Here is a 16,637-nt window from a genome sequence, read left to right on the forward strand (position 1 = left end):
ATGGGCACAGCACCGGCATCACGGGACGTGACGTCCTACGGAATGGGATTGGCAGCGCCGCTGGCGCTGTTCTTCCTGGTCTTCTTCGTGGCGCCGCTGCTGCAACTGCTCTGGCTCTCGCTGCACAACGACACGGCCGGGCTCCATTGGGGGCTCGGCCAGTACCTCCACTTCCTCACCGATCCCTTCAGCCTCAGCGTGCTCGGCTCGACGCTGTGGCTGGGTGCCGAGGTGACCGCCGTCTGTCTCGTGCTCGGTTTTCCCATCGCCTGGGTCTACCAACGGGTCGGGCCGCGGCTGCAGACAATCATCATCTTGATCGTGCTGCTGCCGCTCCTGACCAGCGTCGTGGTCCGCACCTTCGCCTGGATCGTCATCCTGGGCCGCCAGGGCATCATCAACGCGACGCTGCAATCGCTCGGCATCGTCGATACGCCCTTAAAACTGCTCTACACCCAGTTCGGCGTGGTGATCGCGCTGGCGCAGGTGCAGATGCCACTGATGACACTGCCGCTGATCACCGCGCTCGGCAGGATCGATCCCAATCTCGACGACGCCTCCTGCTCGCTCGGCGCCGGGAGCTGGCGCACCTTCTTCAGGATCGTGCTGCCGCTGTCGCTGCCCGGCGTGATCGCCGGATGCACGCTGACCTATGCCGCTGCTATCACCGCCTTCATCACGCAGTCGCTGATCGGCGGCGGGCAGATGCTGTTCATGCCGATGTATCTCTATCAGCAGGCGTCCACGCTGCAGAACTGGCCGTTTGCGTCCGCGATCTCGATCATCTTCCTGCTCGCCGTGCTCGCGGTCGTCTCCGTCTTCACCACGCTCGGCCGCATGTCGCGCGGCTATGGAGGGGCGTGATGAGCGGACGCAAACGGACCCTTGAAGCGATCAGCTTCGAATTTGTCATGACTGTCATCGCGATCATCGCGTTGGTCATCATCATTGCACCATCGTTGGTGGTCCTGATCGTCTCCTTCACCAGCGGCTTCTCGCTGCGGTTCCCACCGCCGGGTTATTCGTTGCGCTGGTACGCCGAACTGTGGAACGCCTGGCAGCTCCATTTCGCGGCGAAGAACAGCCTGATCGTCGCGCTATGGGCAACGGGCCTGTCGATCGTGCTTGGCGTTGCGGCGGCACTTGCGATCTCGCGATCGCGCGCGCTGTCGGCGCGGCTGCTCGATTCCCTGTTCATGTCGCCGCTGGTGCTGCCGGCGCTGGCTTTCGGTCTGGCTGCGCTGATGCTATTCTCGCTGGTCGGTCTGCCGGTGTCGCCGCTGACGCTGGTGATCGGCCACACCGTGGTCTGCGTGCCCTATGTCGTGCGCAATACGGTCGCGGCTCTTGCCCAGCTCGAGCCGACTCTCCTGGAGAGCTCGGCAGTGCTGGGCGCGAGCCGCCTCTATACGTTCCGGCGCATCGTGCTGCCGCTGATCCGGCCGGGCATCATTGCCGGGGCCTTCATCGCCTTCATGTCGTCCTTCGACAACGTGCCGGTCTCGCTGTTCCTGCGCGATGCCGCAACCGACATGCTGCCGATCCGGATGTGGCAGGATCTCGAGGGCAAGCTCGATGTCACCATCGCAGCACTTTCGAGCGTGCTGATCATAGCCACAGTCCTGCTGGTTGCTGTCATGGAGCGCGTCACCGGCCTGTCGCGGCGCTTGGCGAACTGATCAGGCGCCGCGGAACAGCGAATATCCCCAGCGCGTAAATTTCAGCGGCAGATGAAAATGCTCGTCGACATTGTGGATGCGGAAGCGGAACGGCGTCACGGTCAAGAAGCCGTCGCTGTCCGCGAAGAACTCGCCGAGATGAAACAGGACCTCGTACTCGCCGGCCGTGACGCCTTCACCCTGCGCGACAGGGTGATCAAGCACGCCGTTGGCACCGAGCCGCCCGTCGGCGATCCGAGACGAATCCGGATCAATCCGCCAGATCTCGACACGCAACCCCTGCGCGGGCCGTCCGCTCGCCACATCGACCGCGTGAATGGAAATGCCGCCTGCCACAATGTTCCTCCCGTGAGCGCGCCGCCATGGTAGACGGAAACGCGGCGGTTCGGCCAGTGCCTGGACTGCTGCCGGCGTTCGGCGCAGCGTGCCTCGCGCTCTGCGCCACACTGGCGTTGATCCGGGGAGGCCATGACAAAGCCGGCACATAGCGCGCGCGAGATTGCGGCCGAGGTCAGCGCCGGACGGATCAGTGCGGTAGAGACTGCCAAGGCCGCCCTCGCCCGCATCGAGGCTGCGAAAGCCTTGAATGCGGTCGTCACGATCGATCCCGAGCGGACGCTCGCTGATGCGGCAGCGGTCGACGCACGCTTGCGCAATGGCGAGGCCATGTCGCTCGCCGGCGTTCCCGTCATCGTCAAGGACAATATCTGGGTCGGCGGCTGGCGCGTGACGCAGGGCTCGCGCCTGTTCGCCGATTTCATCGCGCCGCAGGATGCCATTGCGATCGAGCGGCTGCGCCGCGCAGGCGCTGTTGTCGTCGGCATCGGGGCAACATCCGAGTTCGCCTGCAAGGGCGTGACGACGTCGTCGCTGTTTGGGCCGACACGGCATCCGCAAAATCCCGCACTGACGCCGGGCGGCTCTTCGGGCGGACCCGCCGCGGCCGTTGCAGCCGGCCTTGTGCCGCTCGCGATCGGCACCGATGCCGGTGGCTCCAGCCGCAGGCCTCCGGCCCATGTCGGCGTCGCCGGCTTCAAGCCGTCCTATGGCGCGATCCCCTATGGGCCCGGTTTCGCCGAGCCATTCTTCGGCCTGTCGGTCATCGCGCCGATCGCCATCGATGTCGGCGATATCGCCCTGGCGTTCGAAGCCATGGCCGGCGACGATCCGCGCGATCCGGACTCAGCGAACATCGCGCGACATGCCAGTGACACCTCCAGCCTGCGCATCGCATTCTCGCCACGTCTCGGGCTCGACGTCGCAGTCGACGATGTCGTCGCAAATGGGCTCGCCTCCGCGGTTGCGCGTCTCGCCGCCGCAGGCTTGCCTATCGCACAACGCGATCCCGTCTGGCCGCCGGGTGCGACGGAAGACGCTATCATGCCGCTTCAGCACGCCGGCCTTGCCGCTCTCTACGGCGATGGCTTTCGCAAGGATCCAACCGCTTTCGATCCTGACATCGCCAAGCAGGTCGAACGCGGTCTCGCCTGGTCAGGCAGCGATGTTGCCCGGGCGCTGGTCGCCAGCACGTCGATCGCCCATGCGTTTGCGACCTTCTTCATCGAAGTCGACCTGCTGCTGGCCCCGACGGTGCCCTGTGTCGCCTGGCCGTTGACCCAGCTCGGACCCGACCTGATCGGCGGCCGCCCGGCGAGCCCCCGCGGGCACGCCGTGTTCACACCATTCGTCAATCACGCCCGGCTGCCGGCGATCTCGATCCCATGCGGGCGAGATAAGGCCGGGCTTCCTTTCGGCCTCCAGATCATCGCCCGGCGCGGGCAGGACCGCACATTGCTGTGCGCCGCACGACATATCGAGGCGGTGCTGCGGGCGTAGCTCAGGTCACGAAGGTCGACCGCAAACGGTTCCAGCCGATCACGATGCCCGTGACGGAGAACACCAGGCCAAGCGCGCAAAGTCCGGCGATCAGGACATCGCGCAGATGCGGATGCGCCATCAGGACAGCGAAATCCAGCGTGTGCAGCGCGCTGTAGAACCAGCGATAGGCCCGTCGCGAGGCATCCAGCCGTTGCAGCACGCTGCCATCGGCGCCGTCGATGTCGAACCAGAGATCGCCGCAGCGGGCGCGGTAGACGGGCGCGCCGGGAACGATGGACTGCGCGGGATAGTCATCCTTATAGGCGACAACGGACGCCGCGCCGCAGCCTGTCGCCAGGCGCGTCGTCAGGCTGAGGAAGTCCTGCTCAGTCAGGAACGCCGCTTGCCGAGCCGGGGCCGGCTCGCCCACCCTGGTCAAGGTCTGGCTGTTAAGGCCGGTCCGATCGCGCCGAAAGACGCTCCCCTGGAAGGCAAACCATTCGATTTCACGGACCGGGGAGGAAATGGGCTGCTGATCGAGCGACGGAGCTGCGCGCCAGTCCGGCACGGCGTTCGTCACGGCGGCCTCGGCCGGGGTCAATTGCCCACGCGAGAACAGCCGGCCGTGATCCATCGAGAGCCAGCCGCTGAAAATCCAGGTCAGCACGAAAGCAGTCGAAACCAGCCCGATGATGTGATGCAGGGCGTGCCAACCGCGATAGGGCGACGCGATCCGGCGCGGGCGAATCCTGATCCTGACGACGCCGAGCACCGCGCCCAGCAGTGCGGCGATCAAAGCCACCAGCGACAGTGTCGAGACCACCTGGTCCCACAGCGACCAGTTGCTCCTGAGCACCGTCGGATAGATCCAGTGCACGACGCAGCCGACCCAATTCCATCCGCGCTCGCTGCGGATCGTGTCGAGCACAACCTCGCCGGTGCGCGACGAGACATAGATTTCCGTTCCCGCCGCATCGCCGAGCGCGACCCGAAACAGAGGCCGATGGCGATCGAAACCGTTGGGGACGCTCCATTGATCGTAATCGGCACGCGCGACGATCGTGGCGTTTGCGGCATCGAACCCACGTCGACGAGCATGATCTTGCGCAATGGCGAGCGCGACGTCGGGAAACTCCACCGATGCATCGGCCCCATCGGACGCATGAACCGCCCGCACACGCGATGGTCCCGACACCACATAGACCGGCCCGTCGCTGCGCTGGATCAAGCGCACACGCGTGGCGTCCGCGATTCCACTGGCGGCGACCGCGTCGGCCACCGACATGACCGGCTGCGCGCGCTCAACTGGCGCGAGCCCGGCAAAGCGCTCCGCCTCCGTCAGCGACGGAAACGGAACGAAGTGCATCACGATTCCGCTCGCAAACCACATCGCGAACAGGAAGCAGAACGCGATCCCGAGCCAGCGGTGCGAGAGGACGATCGCGCCCATCATGTGGTCAACACCCTACCATTTGAACGCGGCGGAGATTTCATAGGTCCGCGGTGCACCCAGCAGGATCTGGTCGGGATAAAACGGGTCGCCCCAGATCGCGTAGCGCTTGTCGGTGAAGTTGCGCACCCGGAAGGTTACGCGGGCCTGGTCGACCGCATTGAACACCGTCTTGGGGATATCGACGAAGGCGTAGACATCGCCGACGTTGTAGGCATTCATGGTCACGGTGTTCGCATCGGTGTTGTAGCGGTCGCCGACATGGCGGCCGGTGATGCCGACCTCCACCGGCCATGCCGTCGAGAAGCGCCAGGACGCGCCGGCATTGGCGACGATGCGCGGCACGTTCGGCGGTGTGTTGCCGGAGAACGAGCCGCCGACGAAATCATAATCGGCATAGCGCGCATCGACATAGGCGATGTTGCCCCAGAGACGCAAAGGCTCGATCGGGCGGACCGATCCGGCAAGCTCGACACCCTTGGATTCCTGCCGTCCCGCGATGTTGAGCGTCATGCCGCCGGCCGCCGCATAGACATTCTTGCGCACGATATCGTAGGCCGAGAACGACCACTCCGCCCTGTTGTCCCAGAGCACATGCTTGACGCCAGTCTCGTAAGTGCGCGCGGTCGTCAGGTCGAGGTTCTGGGTCGGAGCAAGCAGGAAGATATTGTTGGCCGAGACGTCCGCGCCGGTGGCGTACTGGCTGAAGAAGGTCAGGCCCGGAACGGCTTCCCAGGTGTAGCCGATGCGGCCGGTGACGGGCGCCCAGGATTTCGAGAATGGGAAGTCTGCTTTCACAAGCCCGGCGGGGTCAGTCGAATTGCGGTCAAGCCCAATATGCTCGACGCGCAGACCACCGATCAGCGCAAAGGTGCGCGTCAGCTTCAGCCGGTCCTCGAACGACAGCGCCTCGTTGTCGATGCGCGCGGTCTGCTGCTGTATCGTGAGCGGGCCATAAAAACCGCGGTCGAAATCGACCAGCGGCACAGAATCGCCAAGGGGCTTGAAGGCACCCGGCCTGACGAAGTCCAGGTAGCTCGACGACAGCGTCGTGACGAGACGATTGTCGAAGCCTGCGATATTCGCATCCCAAGTCAGGTCGGTGATGTTGCCGACCAGCCGCTGGCTGTGCGCCACATAGAAGCGGCTGCGATCAACCGTGTTGGTCGCGGTGTTGAACGCCTCGACCTCGTTGTTGAACCAGGAGCGCTCGGCGCCGTAGGCATAGGCCTGGCTCTTCAACGTCAGGTCGGGGGTAAGCTTCAGCTCGAAGCCGCCGCGCAGCCAGACCTCCTGCGCCACGTTGCGATTGTCGAGGACGTTGTAATTGGTGTTGAAGGTGCGGTCGTCGATCGTGATCGGCCCGAGAATCGAATTGTTGGAGGCGACATAGGCGCCCGAGACGATGCCGGCCGTCGCATGCGATCCGCTATAGGCCACCGGCACCAGTGGCGCGCCCCAATAAGCCTTTGAGCGGTCCTCGCGATATTCGATCGCGCCCCAGACCTTGAGGCTGTCGGAGATGCGGTAGTTGAGCTGGCCGGAGACGTCGAGCGTTTTGGTGTTGGTGTCGTCGGCAAAGCCGTTGAGCGTGGAGCGGCTGACGTCGAAGCGGTAGTCGAGCCCCTCGACATTGGTGCTGCCGCCCGAGCCGTAATGCGCGCGGAAGGAGTTCAGGGAGTCGTATGAAAAGTCAGCCTCGTTCCGGATCGGCCCGGTGTGCGGCTGCCTGCTGACGAAGTTGATCGCGCCGCCGGCGGCGCCCTCGCCCGAGATCAGCGAGGCCGGCCCTTTCAGGATCTCCACGGCTTCAAGATTGGCCGTGTCGGTGATCCGCGAGGTCATGTTCTGCGGGCCGATCTTGATGCCGTTGTAGAGCGTGTTGATCTGGCTGTTGGTGAAGCCGCGCATCGAGAAGGCCGACGGCTCCGCCGGATTGTCGCCGGCGGTGACGCCGACCGCGCCCTGGGCGACGTCGGAGACGGTGCGGTAGCCCTGCTCGCGCATGGTCTCGGCGGAGATCACCTCGACGGTTGCGGGCGTCTCGCGCACGGTCAGGCCGAGGCGCGAGGCACTTTCGGCGACCACGTTGCTGTTGAGCGGCGTCGGCGCCGCAGCGATCGGCACGACCGGCTTGGGCGCGGCCGCTGCCGCGGCGGCCCTGCGCGCCGCCGTGCGGCGTGCGCTTGCCGCATCCCGGCCGGCCGGCTTGGTCTGCTTGCGGGATTGCGGCGGCGAGACCTCCACGGGCGGCAGGGGTTCGCGGACCTGCTGCGCCAAGGCAGCTGGCATGTCGATGGCGACAAAAGATGTGAGAGCGGCGGACGCCAGCAGGAAACGGCGTGGTCGTACAATACGGCTAGAAGACACGGTCTTGGACCTCGGTGTGACGTCAGTGGCACGTCACCGCGAACCAAGGTCCCATCTTCCGGCTCATAAGCCTTCCGATGAAGCCGAATGTCTGTACTCCCCGACCGACATCTTCGCGTGTGACCACGGCTGACGGCAGGTCTCCTGGCTCGCGGGTCGTGACCGCTTCGTCGCCTTCCCGGGACCGAGGACCCAGTGGCTTCTGACGAAGGATTCACCGCTTACAGTTGCGGGGGCAGCTACGGCATTGGGGACAATGTCCCCGCACCGCATTCCCTTTTCATCCCCTCTCGGGGAAACCGTCAAAATCATCTAGGGTTACGATCAAGACAGAGTCAATGTACAAGCTGCGCCATTATTGCCGCAGCGACCAACTTCTTTGGAGATAAGCATGGAAGGCGAGACCTTCCTCTGGCTGATCCGGCATGCGCCGGTCGGCGGCGTCAAAGGGACGATCCACGCCGCCGACGCGCCCGCCGATCTCGGCGACCGCGCGCAGCTGGAGGCGCTGCGGCAGCGCTTGCCGCAGGATGCCGCGAGCTATGCCAGCCCGTCACGACGTACGGTCGAGACGGCGCGCGCTCTAGGGCTAGAGCCGGCGTTGGTCACCGAATTCGGCGAGCAGGATTTTGGCGGCTGGACCGGCCGGCGGCATGACGAGCTCGCGGCCGACGGAGGCCAGGCCTATGCGCAATTCTGGAGCGATCCGGCGCGCGGACGGCCGCCAGGCGGCGAGAGCTTTGAGGATCAGGTCGCGCGCGTCCGGCTGGGGCTAGCGCGGATCGGCACAGCTCACGCAACGCTCGTCGTGCATTCAGGCACCATCCGTGCCGCGCTCTGCCTCGCACTGGATCTGACGCCGCAAGCGGCGTTGCGCTTCGTGATCGATCCGCTGTCGCTGACCCGGATCGATCGGCTCGCGACCGGCTGGCGTGTCGTCTCGGTCAATCAGCGCGTGGCCTGATCAAACAGGCCGATCCGGCACGTTGGCCTGCGCGAACGTCGCCATGTCGTTGTGAAGGCTACATGCCGATCGCACCAGCGGCAGCGCGATCGCGGCGCCCGATCCCTCACCGAGCCTGAGATCGAGGCTGATCAGCGGCTGCACGTTCAGCGCGCGCAGCACCAGCCGATGCCCCTGCTCCGCCGATTGATGCGAGGCGAGCTGGAACGGCTGGCACGACGGGTTCAGCCGCACGGCCGCGAGCGCGGCAACGGAGACGATGAAACCGTCGATCAGCACGGGAATGCGCGCCTGCGCGGCTGCGATGATTGCGCCGGAGATCGCCGCAATCTCGAGGCCCCCCACGGCGCACAGGATCTTTTCCGGCGCCGCACCCGCAACGCCATGACGCGCGATCGCCGCATCGATCACGCGCGCCTTGTGCGCCCGGCCCGCCGCATCGACTCCGGTGCCCGTGCCCGCGATTTCCTCGGCGCTGATGCCGAGCAGGCTCGCGGCGATCGCCGCCGACGTCGTGGTGTTGCCGATGCCCATCTCGCCGAAGATCAGCAGATCGGGCTGATTGGCCTGCGCCCGCCCCACTGCGCGCTGGCCGGCCTCGAAGGCGAATGCAAGCTCGGCCGGCAAGAGTGCTGCGTCGATGCTGAAATCGCGGGTGCCAAAGCGCGGCTTGTCCGTGACGATATCAGGCATCGCCATTTCAGCCAGCGTTCCGGCATCGACGACCTCGAGGGTAGAGCCGAGCTCGCGCGCCAGCACCGAGATCGCGGCGCCGCCGGAGGCAAAATTCGCCATCATCGCGATGGTCACGGCCTGCGGATAGGCCGACACGCCCTGCGCGACGATGCCGTGATCGCCGGCGAAGATGACGATCGGCACGCGTGCGGCCCGAGGGCGTTCGGTCGCCTGCAAGGCGGCAAGCTCGATCGCAAGCTGCTCCAGCCGCCCCAGCGCGCCGGTCGGTTTTGTCAGTTGCGTCTGCCGCGCGATCGCGGCCTCGCGATGAGCGGCGGAGATCTCGGGGCATTTCCGGGTGACCCAATCAGGGAGCATGGTGCCTCGCTTACGGCCTGCGCTTGAGAATGTAACTGTCCATGATCCAGCCGTGCCGCTCGCGCGCGGCCTGCCGCGATGCGACGATGCGCGGGCCGATCTTGGCGAGCGCGCCGGACATGATGATCTGATCGGCCATGCCGAGATAGGCGCCCCACCAGATGTGAAGTCCCTCCGGATCGAGCGACTGGAACGCCGTGCCGCCGTCGAGCATCACAACGACTGTGTCGACGCCCACCGGCCAGCCGCCTTCGCGCAAGCGGCGTCCCGTCGTCACCAGAAACGGCTCGCCGATGTCGTTGAGCGGCAGCGCATGGGCCGCGCACAGCGCCTGGATCGACGTGATGCCGGGCACGACCTCGATATCAGGCAACGGATGGAGCCGCCGCGCGATGCGGAGCGAGGAATCGTACAACGAGGGATCACCCCAGATCAGCAGCGCAACCTTGCCGTCACCGCCGGGATGATCGGCGATCGTCTGCGACCAGGTCGCGGCGACCGCGTCGTGCCAGTCGTCGACGCCCTTGCGATAATCGGCCTCGCCGGCGTCGCGCATGGGGAGATCGAACTCGGCGATACGCGTGGTGTCATTGGTGAGCACATCGGCGCAAATCGTTCGTCTGAGATCGGCAAGATCGGATTTTGCCGTCCCCTTGCGTGGGATTAGAACGAGATCGGCGGCATTTATTGCGCCAATCGCCGCACGCGTGAGCTGCCCGGGATCGCCGCAACCGATGCCGATCAGGGAGAGCGTCATCATGACGATCCGCCCTCCGCCAGCGCGCCGAACACGATCACAGCCGCCGTGGAAGCCGCACCGCCGCGCGCGAGCTGCTCGGCAAGCTCGGAAATGGTGGTGCGCACCAGCCGCTCGTCGGTACGGCCGAGGGACTCGGCGAATAGCGCCGGCGTATTCGGCGAAAGCCCGTGCTCGATCAATTTCGCGACCAACGCCGGAAAGGTGCGCCGGCCCATATAGACCACGGTCGTCGCATCAGGATCGGCCAGCGCGGCCCAGTTCAAATTCTGCGGCAGCTCGCCGGTGACATCGGCGCCGGTGACGAATTGCACCCGGCGCGAGGTGTGGCGACGGGTCAGGGGAATGCCGGCCTGCGCTGCGGCAACGCAAGCCGAAGTGACGCCGGGAACGATCTCGTAACCGATACCGGCCTCGCGCAGCGTCTCCAGCTCCTCCTCGAGCCGGCCAAAAATGCCGGCATCGCCCGACTTGAGCCGCACGACGCGCACGCCCGTGGCAGCGTAGTCGACCAGCAAGCGGTTGACGTGGTGTTGCTTGGTCGAGGGCCGCCCTGCGCGCTTCCCGACCGCGACGAGATTGGCGCCCGGGCGCGCCAGATCGAGGATCGCGCCCGAGGCAAGGTCGTCATAGAGCACGACGTCCGCCTCGCGCAGCCGCGCGGCGCCCTTAAGCGTGAGCAGCTCAGGATCGCCGGGCCCGGCGGAAATGAAGGTGACAAAGCCGCTCACCGATCCTCCGCAATTAGATGGAAGAACGTGCCGGTGGCGTGGCCGCGCCACGAGCCGGTTTCGGCGATGACCGCTCCGGTTGCGTCGTGCACGACTGCCAGCGGCGTATCGGGCTGGGCGACGATCGTCGAATAGTGGAATTCATGACCGCGCAGGCGCGCGCCAACCTGATGGCCCGGCATTGGCGCAGCGAGCGCGGCGAGACGATAACCCAGATGCATCCGGCGCTTGGCAAAGCTCGTCTCCAGTCCGAGCAGGCCCGTCATCTCATGACTGATACCGTCGGCGTCGGTCAAAGCAGTTCCCAGCACCATATACCCCCCGCATTCGCCGTGCACGGGTCGTGTCTCGGCGAAGGCGCGCAAGCCGCTGCGGAAGCGCGCATTGGCGGCGATCTTGCCGGCATGAAGCTCGGGGTAGCCGCCGGGCAGCCAGCACACGTCGGCGCTAGCGTCGGGCGCTTCATCCGCCAGCGGCGAGAACGTCGAGATCTCTGCACCCGCTGCGCGCCAGCCTTCCAGCATATGCGGATAGACGAAGGAGAAAGCGGCATCGCGGGCGAGTGCAATGCGCTGCCCCGGCGGCGTCACGTTCAGGCCGTTCGCCGCTGGTTGCACAGACCAGGCGGCCGCGGACCGCAGCACGGCATCGAGATCGACATGCTCCGAGACATAGCGCGCGGCCTCGTCGATCAGCTTTCCGATCTCGGCCTGCTCCTCGGCCTGCACCAGGCCGAGATGACGCTTCGGCAGGCTGATCTCGGCATGACGCGGCAGCGCGCCGAACACGGCGATGCCGGCGTCATTGAGCGCGCGACGCACGAGGTCCTCGTGACGGGGGCTCGCGACGCGGTTGAGCACCACGCCGGCAAGGCGCACGCCGGCGTGATAATCACGAAGCCCTGCGGCAATCGCCGCCGCCGTCTGCGCCTGCCCGGATGGATCGATCACCAGCACCACCGGCCAACCCAGCATCTCCGCGATGTCAGCGGTGGCGCCGGTGCCGGAGACGCCGCGCGCGGCGACGCCGTCGAACAGGCCCATCGAGCCCTCGGCGAGCACGATATCGGCATCGGTGCCCCGGCCGACGAGATGTGCGATCGTGGCGCGGTCCATCGCCCAGCTGTCGATGTTGACGGAGGCGCGGCCTGTGGCGGCGGCATGGAAGGCGGGATCGATGTAGTCGGGCCCGCTCTTGAAGCACTGCACGCGCAATCCGCAATTGCGCCAGGCGCGCGCGAGCGCCAGCGTCAGCGTGGTCTTGCCGACGCCGGACGCCGGCGCGGAGATGACGAGGCCGGCCGGCATCACGACGCCTCCGGAAAACGCGGCTCGGCACCGACAGGCCGGTAGCGGCGGTCATAGTCGGCGGCGTAAAGCCGGCTCTCGTCGAAATCCGCAGCGCCAACCGTCTTTCCGACCAGGATGAGTGCGGTGCGCTCCATCTCGGCAGCCACCGCTGCATCGAGCGATGCGAGCGTGGCGCGGACGATGCGCTGGTCGGGCCAGCTCGCGCGCCAGACGATGGCGACCGGGCAGTCCGCGCCGTAATGCGGCGTCAGCTCGGCGATGACCTTGTCGAGCAGATGGATCGACAGGTGGATGGCGAGCACCGCGCCGGTTGCGGCGAATGCCGCAAGCTTCTCGCCCTCGGGCATCGCGCTGGCGCGGCCCGGCGTGCGCGTCAGCACCACCGTCTGGGCAAGGCCAGGCAACGTCAGCTCGGCCTCGAGCGCCGCCGCGGCCGCCGAGAACGACGGCACGCCGGGCGTGACGGTGAAGGGAATGCCGAGCGCGCGCAGGCGGCGAAGCTGCTCGCCCATCGCCGACCAGATCGAGAGGTCGCCGGAATGCAGCCGCGCGACGTCCTTGCCATCCGCATGCGCGGCCGTGATCTCCGCGACGATCTCGTCGAGCGATAATGATGCGGTGTTGACGATGCGCGCACCGTTCGGGCAATGCGCCAGTACGCCCTCGGGCACCAGCGAGCCCGCATAGAGGCAGACCGGACTGGCCGCGATCAGGTCGCGCCCGCGAAGGGTGAGAAGATCGGCGGCGCCCGGCCCGGCGCCGATGAAATGCACCGTCATGGGCCGTCTCCTTCCGCGATTGCCGCGGTCGCGGTGCGATCCTGCGAGACCGCGCGCGTCGCGATGAGCCGCGCGCGAGGGCCGGCGGCTGCCAGCGCTGCCGCTTCGGCGACGGATCCCGTGCCGAACTTTTCGGTGATGAGTTTTGACTGCGTCGGCGTCGCGATGCCGGCCAGCACCTCGGCGGCGACGGCCCTGATCGGAACGCCACACTCGCGCGCGAGCAGTTTCAATGCCTCTGCGTCAGCCTTGTCGCTGACGGTTGCCACCGCCGCCAGACCCTCGGGACCGCCGGCGGCCACAAGCGCTTCGCGTAACGAGGCCAGCGTCACATCCTTCTTGAATCCGAGCCCGGCAACCTTCATCGGACCGCACTCCACTGCACCACCGGCCGCGCCGCCTCCCAGGACCGGTAGCGGCCGAGCGGGGTGGCATGCGCAATCTCGACCCGCATCAGCTCGCCGCCATGCTGCCGGTGCAATTCGCCGAGCAGCGCTTCCGTCTCCAGCGTGACGGCATGGGCCACGAGCCGTGTGCTTGGCCCGACGCGCGACCAAATGGCATCAAACATTGCGCGATCAAGACCGCCGCCGATGAAGACCGCGTCGGGCACCTCCAACGTTGCGAGCGCATCGGGCGCCTGTCCCACTACCACGGTGATCCGATGCCCCAATCCGAATGCCGCCGCATTGCTGCGGATGTTTTCAGCGCGATCCTCGCGCGCCTCAATGGCAATCGCAGCTCCCCCGCACAGCGCCCACTCCACAGAAATCGAGCCTGACCCGGCGCCGATGTCCCACAGAAGCTCACCGGATCGCGGCGCCAGCGCCGAGAGCGCGAGCGCGCGCACCGGTCGTTTGGTGATCTGGCCGTCATGGACAAAGAGATCGTCCGACAATCCCGAGCCGCGGGGAATGCCCTGTCCTCCCCACGCCTGCACTGCCAGCGCAAGCAGATTGCCGGCAATATCCTCGGCAAAGAGATCGGCGCGGTGCTGGTCGATGCTTTCGCTTGGGCCGCCAAGCGCAACGAGAGTCCACACGAGTGAGGCGCCCCATCCGCGTTGCGTCAGCCACTTCGCGAGATCGCGGGCCGCCTTGCCATCGCGCACGAGACAAATGATGCGCGCACCTCGCGCCAGATGCGGCACGAGCCGCTCAAACGGCGCGGCGTGGAGACCAAGACAGGCGGTTGCTTCCAGGCGCCAACCCAGCCGCGCCGCCGCCAGCGAGAAGGTTGACGGCGCCGGATGTGCGATCCACTCATCCCCGTCGAGCTTCTCGGCCAGGCTCGCGCCGGCGCCGTGCCAGAACGGATCGCCGGAGGCAAGCACCACTGTCGGCCGACCGCGGCAGCTCAGCACGATCTCCGCATCGAACGGCACCGGCCACGCGCGGCCGCGGTGACCGACCTCCGCAAGCGCGAGATGACGCTCCCCGCCGAACACGGTTTCTGCCTTGGCTAGCGCCTTTCGGCTTGCCTCGGACAGCCCGGCAAGGCCATCTTCGCCGATACCGATGATGGTCAGCCAGGGATCAGACATGATGCGCGCCCTTATATTGGGCGGAATTGCCGATGCGAGCCTGCTTGCCGCGGAGATCGCACGCGCAGGGATCGATGCCGTGTATTCCTATGGCGGCCGCACCCGCGCGCCCGCCGATCAGCCGCTGCCGACCCGCAGCGGCGGCTTTGGCGGCGCGGGCGGGCTTGCCGATTACGTCAGGCGCGAAGGCATCACGCACGTGATCGATGCGACGCATCCCTTCGCGGCCGGGATGAGCCGCAATGCCGTTGAAGCGTGCGCGGAAACCGGCACGGCGTTGATTGCGCTCGAACGCGCGCTCTGGGCAAAAGCGCCCGGCGACAACTGGATTGAAGTCGGCGACGTCAACGCCGCGGTTGCCGCCCTTCCCGAAGCAGCCGCACGCGTGTTCCTCGCCATCGGCCGCCAGCACATCGCGCCGTTCGCGGCGCGGCCCCAGCACGCCTACACGCTGCGCTTCGTCGATCCGCCCGAAGCACCCCTGCCCTTCGCTGCCGATGTGATCGTATCGCGTGGACCATTCACCCTCGATGGCGAGCTGGAGATGATGCGCACGCGCGGAATAAACTGGATTGTGGCGCGCAATTCCGGCGGCGGCGGCGCGCGCGCCAAGATCGATGCGGCCCGCACGCTCGGTCTGCCCGTGATCATGATCTCGCGACCGCAATTGCCTGATCGGTTGCGGGTGGAAAGCGTCACTGAAGTGATGCAGTGGCTTGGTCATCGGACCTGCCTCGGCGCATAGACCCAGCGGCCGACCCGCCGCGTCTGCGAATTTCCGACGATGACGAGCGTGCGCATGTCGGCCATCTCTGATGTCGCGTCGTTCAGCGTCACGGTCACGATCTTCTCGTCAGGTGCGCTGATCGCGCGCGCGAAGATCACGAGGCGCTCGCCGCAGCCGGCTTCTTTCAGCGCCGCGAGCGCGCGACCAAATCCGTCCGGCCGACTCGCCGAGCGCGGATTGTACAGCGCAATCGAAAAATCCGCTTCCGCGGCAAGCCTTAGCCGCTTCTCGATGACCGCCCAGGGCTTGAGATTGTCGGAGAGATTGATCGCGCAGAAATCGTGGCCGAGCGGCGCGCCCGCGCGCGCGGCCGCGGCCAGCATCGCGGTGATGCCCGGCAGCACGCGGATCGGCAGCTCCCGATATTGCGGCGCCTGCTCGAGCGCCTCGAATACGGCCGAGGCCATCGCGAACACGCCGGGGTCACCGGAGGAGACGACGACGACCTGCCCGCCTTCGGCAGCCAGACGCAAGGCTGCGCGCGCGCGCTGCAGCTCTTCGCGGTTGTCAGAGGGATACAGGGTGAGACCGGTACGCGGCGGGACGCGCGCGACATAGGGCGCATAGCCCAGAATATCGGTCGCGGCGGCGAGCGCGGCGGAAACCTCCGGCGTCACCAGTGCATCATTGCCGGGCCCGAGGCCCGCGATGGTGAGCGTGCCCGTCATTCTGCGGCGTCCGGATGCCGGCCCTTGCCGTGCACGAGCACGATCGCAAAGTAAGGACAGTCGGCGGCGTCGATCTCGGCGAGCCGCACGACGCGTTCGCCCGGCATGGTGCCGCGCTCGACCAGCCAGGCATCATCCAGCCGGCCGGCTGACGCGAGCGCACGGCGCACCTTTGAAAGATTGCGGCCGGTCTTCATGATGACGAGCGCATCGGAATCGCGCATGCGGCGTTCGAGTTCGGCTTCGGCCAGCGTGCCCATCAGCACCGTCGTCACGTCGTCGCCGAGCGCGATCGGCTGACCAACGCCGTTCCAGCAGCCGACCATGCCGGGAATGCCGGCGATCACCTCGATCTCGACGCGGCCTTGCAGGCGCGTGTGCAGATGCATGAAGGAGCCGTAGAAATAGGGATCGCCCTCGCACAGCACGACGACATCGACGGCGCGCGCCAGTCGCGCCAGGCGCTCGCTCCATTCGTCGTAGAAGCCGGCCAGCAGCTGGACATAGTCCGGGCTGTCGAAAGCGATCTCGGTCGTCACCGGATACTCCATGGGGTATTCAGTGACGTCGCTTCCGAGCATACCCTCGACGATGCGCCGCGCCTGGCCGGGCCGGCCCTTCTTGCGGAAATAGGCAACGTGCTTTGCGCCGCGCACGGTCCGATCGGCGCGCACGCTCATCATGTCAGGGGCGCCGGGGCCGAGACCGCAGCAGGTGATGCGTCCCAT

Annotated in this window: 17 protein-coding genes and 1 riboswitch; of the genes, 5 read left to right on the forward strand and 12 right to left on the reverse strand. The window is 66.7% G+C overall.

Annotated features, from left to right (window positions below):
- A complete protein-coding gene (locus ABIC09_RS02290; protein WP_354108269.1) occupies positions 1 to 864 on the forward strand; it encodes an ABC transporter permease in 864 nt (287 codons plus the stop codon).
- Complete coding sequence (locus tag ABIC09_RS02295) at positions 864 to 1,679, forward strand: ABC transporter permease (protein WP_354032021.1); 816 nt, start codon at positions 864 to 866, stop codon at positions 1,677 to 1,679. The genes ABIC09_RS02290 and ABIC09_RS02295 overlap by 1 nt, the downstream gene beginning before the upstream one ends.
- On the opposite strand, the gene ABIC09_RS02300 is transcribed toward ABIC09_RS02295, so the two are convergent.
- Positions 1,680 to 2,015 (reverse strand): hydroxyisourate hydrolase, encoded by a 336-nt coding sequence (locus ABIC09_RS02300; RefSeq protein ID WP_354108270.1) that lies wholly within the window; start codon positions 2,013 to 2,015, stop codon positions 1,680 to 1,682. It abuts the gene before it with no gap.
- A 132-nt stretch (positions 2,016 to 2,147) separates the two neighbouring features.
- Between ABIC09_RS02300 and ABIC09_RS02305 the strand changes: the two genes are divergently transcribed.
- A complete protein-coding gene (locus ABIC09_RS02305; RefSeq protein ID WP_354108271.1) occupies positions 2,148 to 3,515 on the forward strand; it encodes an amidase in 1,368 nt (455 codons plus the stop codon).
- Between the two features lies 1 nt (position 3,516).
- On the opposite strand, the gene ABIC09_RS02310 is transcribed toward ABIC09_RS02305, so the two are convergent.
- Both ABIC09_RS02310 and ABIC09_RS02315 read right to left on the reverse strand, forming a co-directional pair.
- On the reverse strand, positions 3,517 to 4,950 hold the full coding sequence (locus ABIC09_RS02310) for a PepSY domain-containing protein (protein ID WP_354108272.1): 1,434 nt from the start codon (positions 4,948 to 4,950) through the stop codon (positions 3,517 to 3,519).
- A 12-nt stretch (positions 4,951 to 4,962) separates the two neighbouring features.
- Positions 4,963 to 7,317 (reverse strand): TonB-dependent receptor, encoded by a 2,355-nt coding sequence (locus ABIC09_RS02315; protein WP_354108273.1) that lies wholly within the window; start codon positions 7,315 to 7,317, stop codon positions 4,963 to 4,965.
- 117 nt (positions 7,318 to 7,434) lie between these two features.
- A riboswitch (cobalamin riboswitch) is annotated at positions 7,435 to 7,636 on the reverse strand.
- 72 nt (positions 7,637 to 7,708) lie between these two features.
- Between ABIC09_RS02315 and ABIC09_RS02320 the strand changes: the two genes are divergently transcribed.
- Positions 7,709 to 8,281, forward strand: coding sequence for a histidine phosphatase family protein (locus tag ABIC09_RS02320; protein ID WP_354108274.1), 573 nt, complete (start codon positions 7,709 to 7,711; stop codon positions 8,279 to 8,281).
- Here the strand turns inward: ABIC09_RS02320 and cobT are convergent, their stop codons facing one another.
- From cobT to cbiE, 7 genes are read right to left on the reverse strand one after another with little or no spacing between them, the layout of a single operon-like run.
- Positions 8,282 to 9,334, reverse strand: coding sequence for a nicotinate-nucleotide--dimethylbenzimidazole phosphoribosyltransferase (gene cobT / locus ABIC09_RS02325; RefSeq protein WP_354108275.1), 1,053 nt, complete (start codon positions 9,332 to 9,334; stop codon positions 8,282 to 8,284).
- A gap of 10 nt (positions 9,335 to 9,344) precedes the next feature.
- Positions 9,345 to 10,094 (reverse strand): precorrin-6A synthase (deacetylating), encoded by a 750-nt coding sequence (gene cobF, locus ABIC09_RS02330; RefSeq protein ID WP_354108276.1) that lies wholly within the window; start codon positions 10,092 to 10,094, stop codon positions 9,345 to 9,347.
- Positions 10,091 to 10,822, reverse strand: coding sequence for a uroporphyrinogen-III C-methyltransferase (gene cobA / locus ABIC09_RS02335; protein ID WP_148755500.1), 732 nt, complete (start codon positions 10,820 to 10,822; stop codon positions 10,091 to 10,093). Before cobA ends, cobF begins: the two co-directional genes overlap by 4 nt.
- Positions 10,819 to 12,129, reverse strand: coding sequence for a cobyrinic acid a,c-diamide synthase CobB (locus ABIC09_RS02340; RefSeq protein WP_354108277.1), 1,311 nt, complete (start codon positions 12,127 to 12,129; stop codon positions 10,819 to 10,821). Before ABIC09_RS02340 ends, cobA begins: the two co-directional genes overlap by 4 nt.
- Positions 12,129 to 12,911, reverse strand: a complete 783-nt coding sequence (gene cobM, locus ABIC09_RS02345) for a precorrin-4 C(11)-methyltransferase (protein ID WP_354108278.1) — start codon at positions 12,909 to 12,911, stop codon at positions 12,129 to 12,131. The genes ABIC09_RS02340 and cobM overlap by 1 nt, the downstream gene beginning before the upstream one ends.
- On the reverse strand, positions 12,908 to 13,276 hold the full coding sequence (locus ABIC09_RS02350) for a cobalamin biosynthesis protein (RefSeq protein ID WP_354108279.1): 369 nt from the start codon (positions 13,274 to 13,276) through the stop codon (positions 12,908 to 12,910). Before ABIC09_RS02350 ends, cobM begins: the two co-directional genes overlap by 4 nt.
- A complete protein-coding gene (gene cbiE / locus ABIC09_RS02355) occupies positions 13,273 to 14,454 on the reverse strand; it encodes a precorrin-6y C5,15-methyltransferase (decarboxylating) subunit CbiE (RefSeq protein ID WP_354108280.1) in 1,182 nt (393 codons plus the stop codon). The genes ABIC09_RS02350 and cbiE overlap by 4 nt, the downstream gene beginning before the upstream one ends.
- Between cbiE and ABIC09_RS02360 the strand changes: the two genes are divergently transcribed.
- A complete protein-coding gene (locus tag ABIC09_RS02360) occupies positions 14,453 to 15,199 on the forward strand; it encodes a cobalt-precorrin-6A reductase (RefSeq protein ID WP_354108281.1) in 747 nt (248 codons plus the stop codon). The genes cbiE and ABIC09_RS02360 overlap by 2 nt on opposite strands.
- Here ABIC09_RS02360 and cobJ read toward each other — a convergent pair.
- Positions 15,175 to 15,909, reverse strand: a complete 735-nt coding sequence (gene cobJ / locus ABIC09_RS02365; RefSeq protein WP_354108282.1) for a precorrin-3B C(17)-methyltransferase — start codon at positions 15,907 to 15,909, stop codon at positions 15,175 to 15,177. The genes ABIC09_RS02360 and cobJ overlap by 25 nt on opposite strands.
- Positions 15,906 to 16,637, reverse strand: a complete 732-nt coding sequence (locus tag ABIC09_RS02370) for a precorrin-2 C(20)-methyltransferase (RefSeq protein ID WP_354108283.1) — start codon at positions 16,635 to 16,637, stop codon at positions 15,906 to 15,908. The genes cobJ and ABIC09_RS02370 overlap by 4 nt, the downstream gene beginning before the upstream one ends.

The organism is Bradyrhizobium sp. S3.12.5 (genome assembly GCF_040548225.1).
Lineage (GTDB): Bacteria > Pseudomonadota > Alphaproteobacteria > Rhizobiales > Xanthobacteraceae > Bradyrhizobium > Bradyrhizobium cytisi.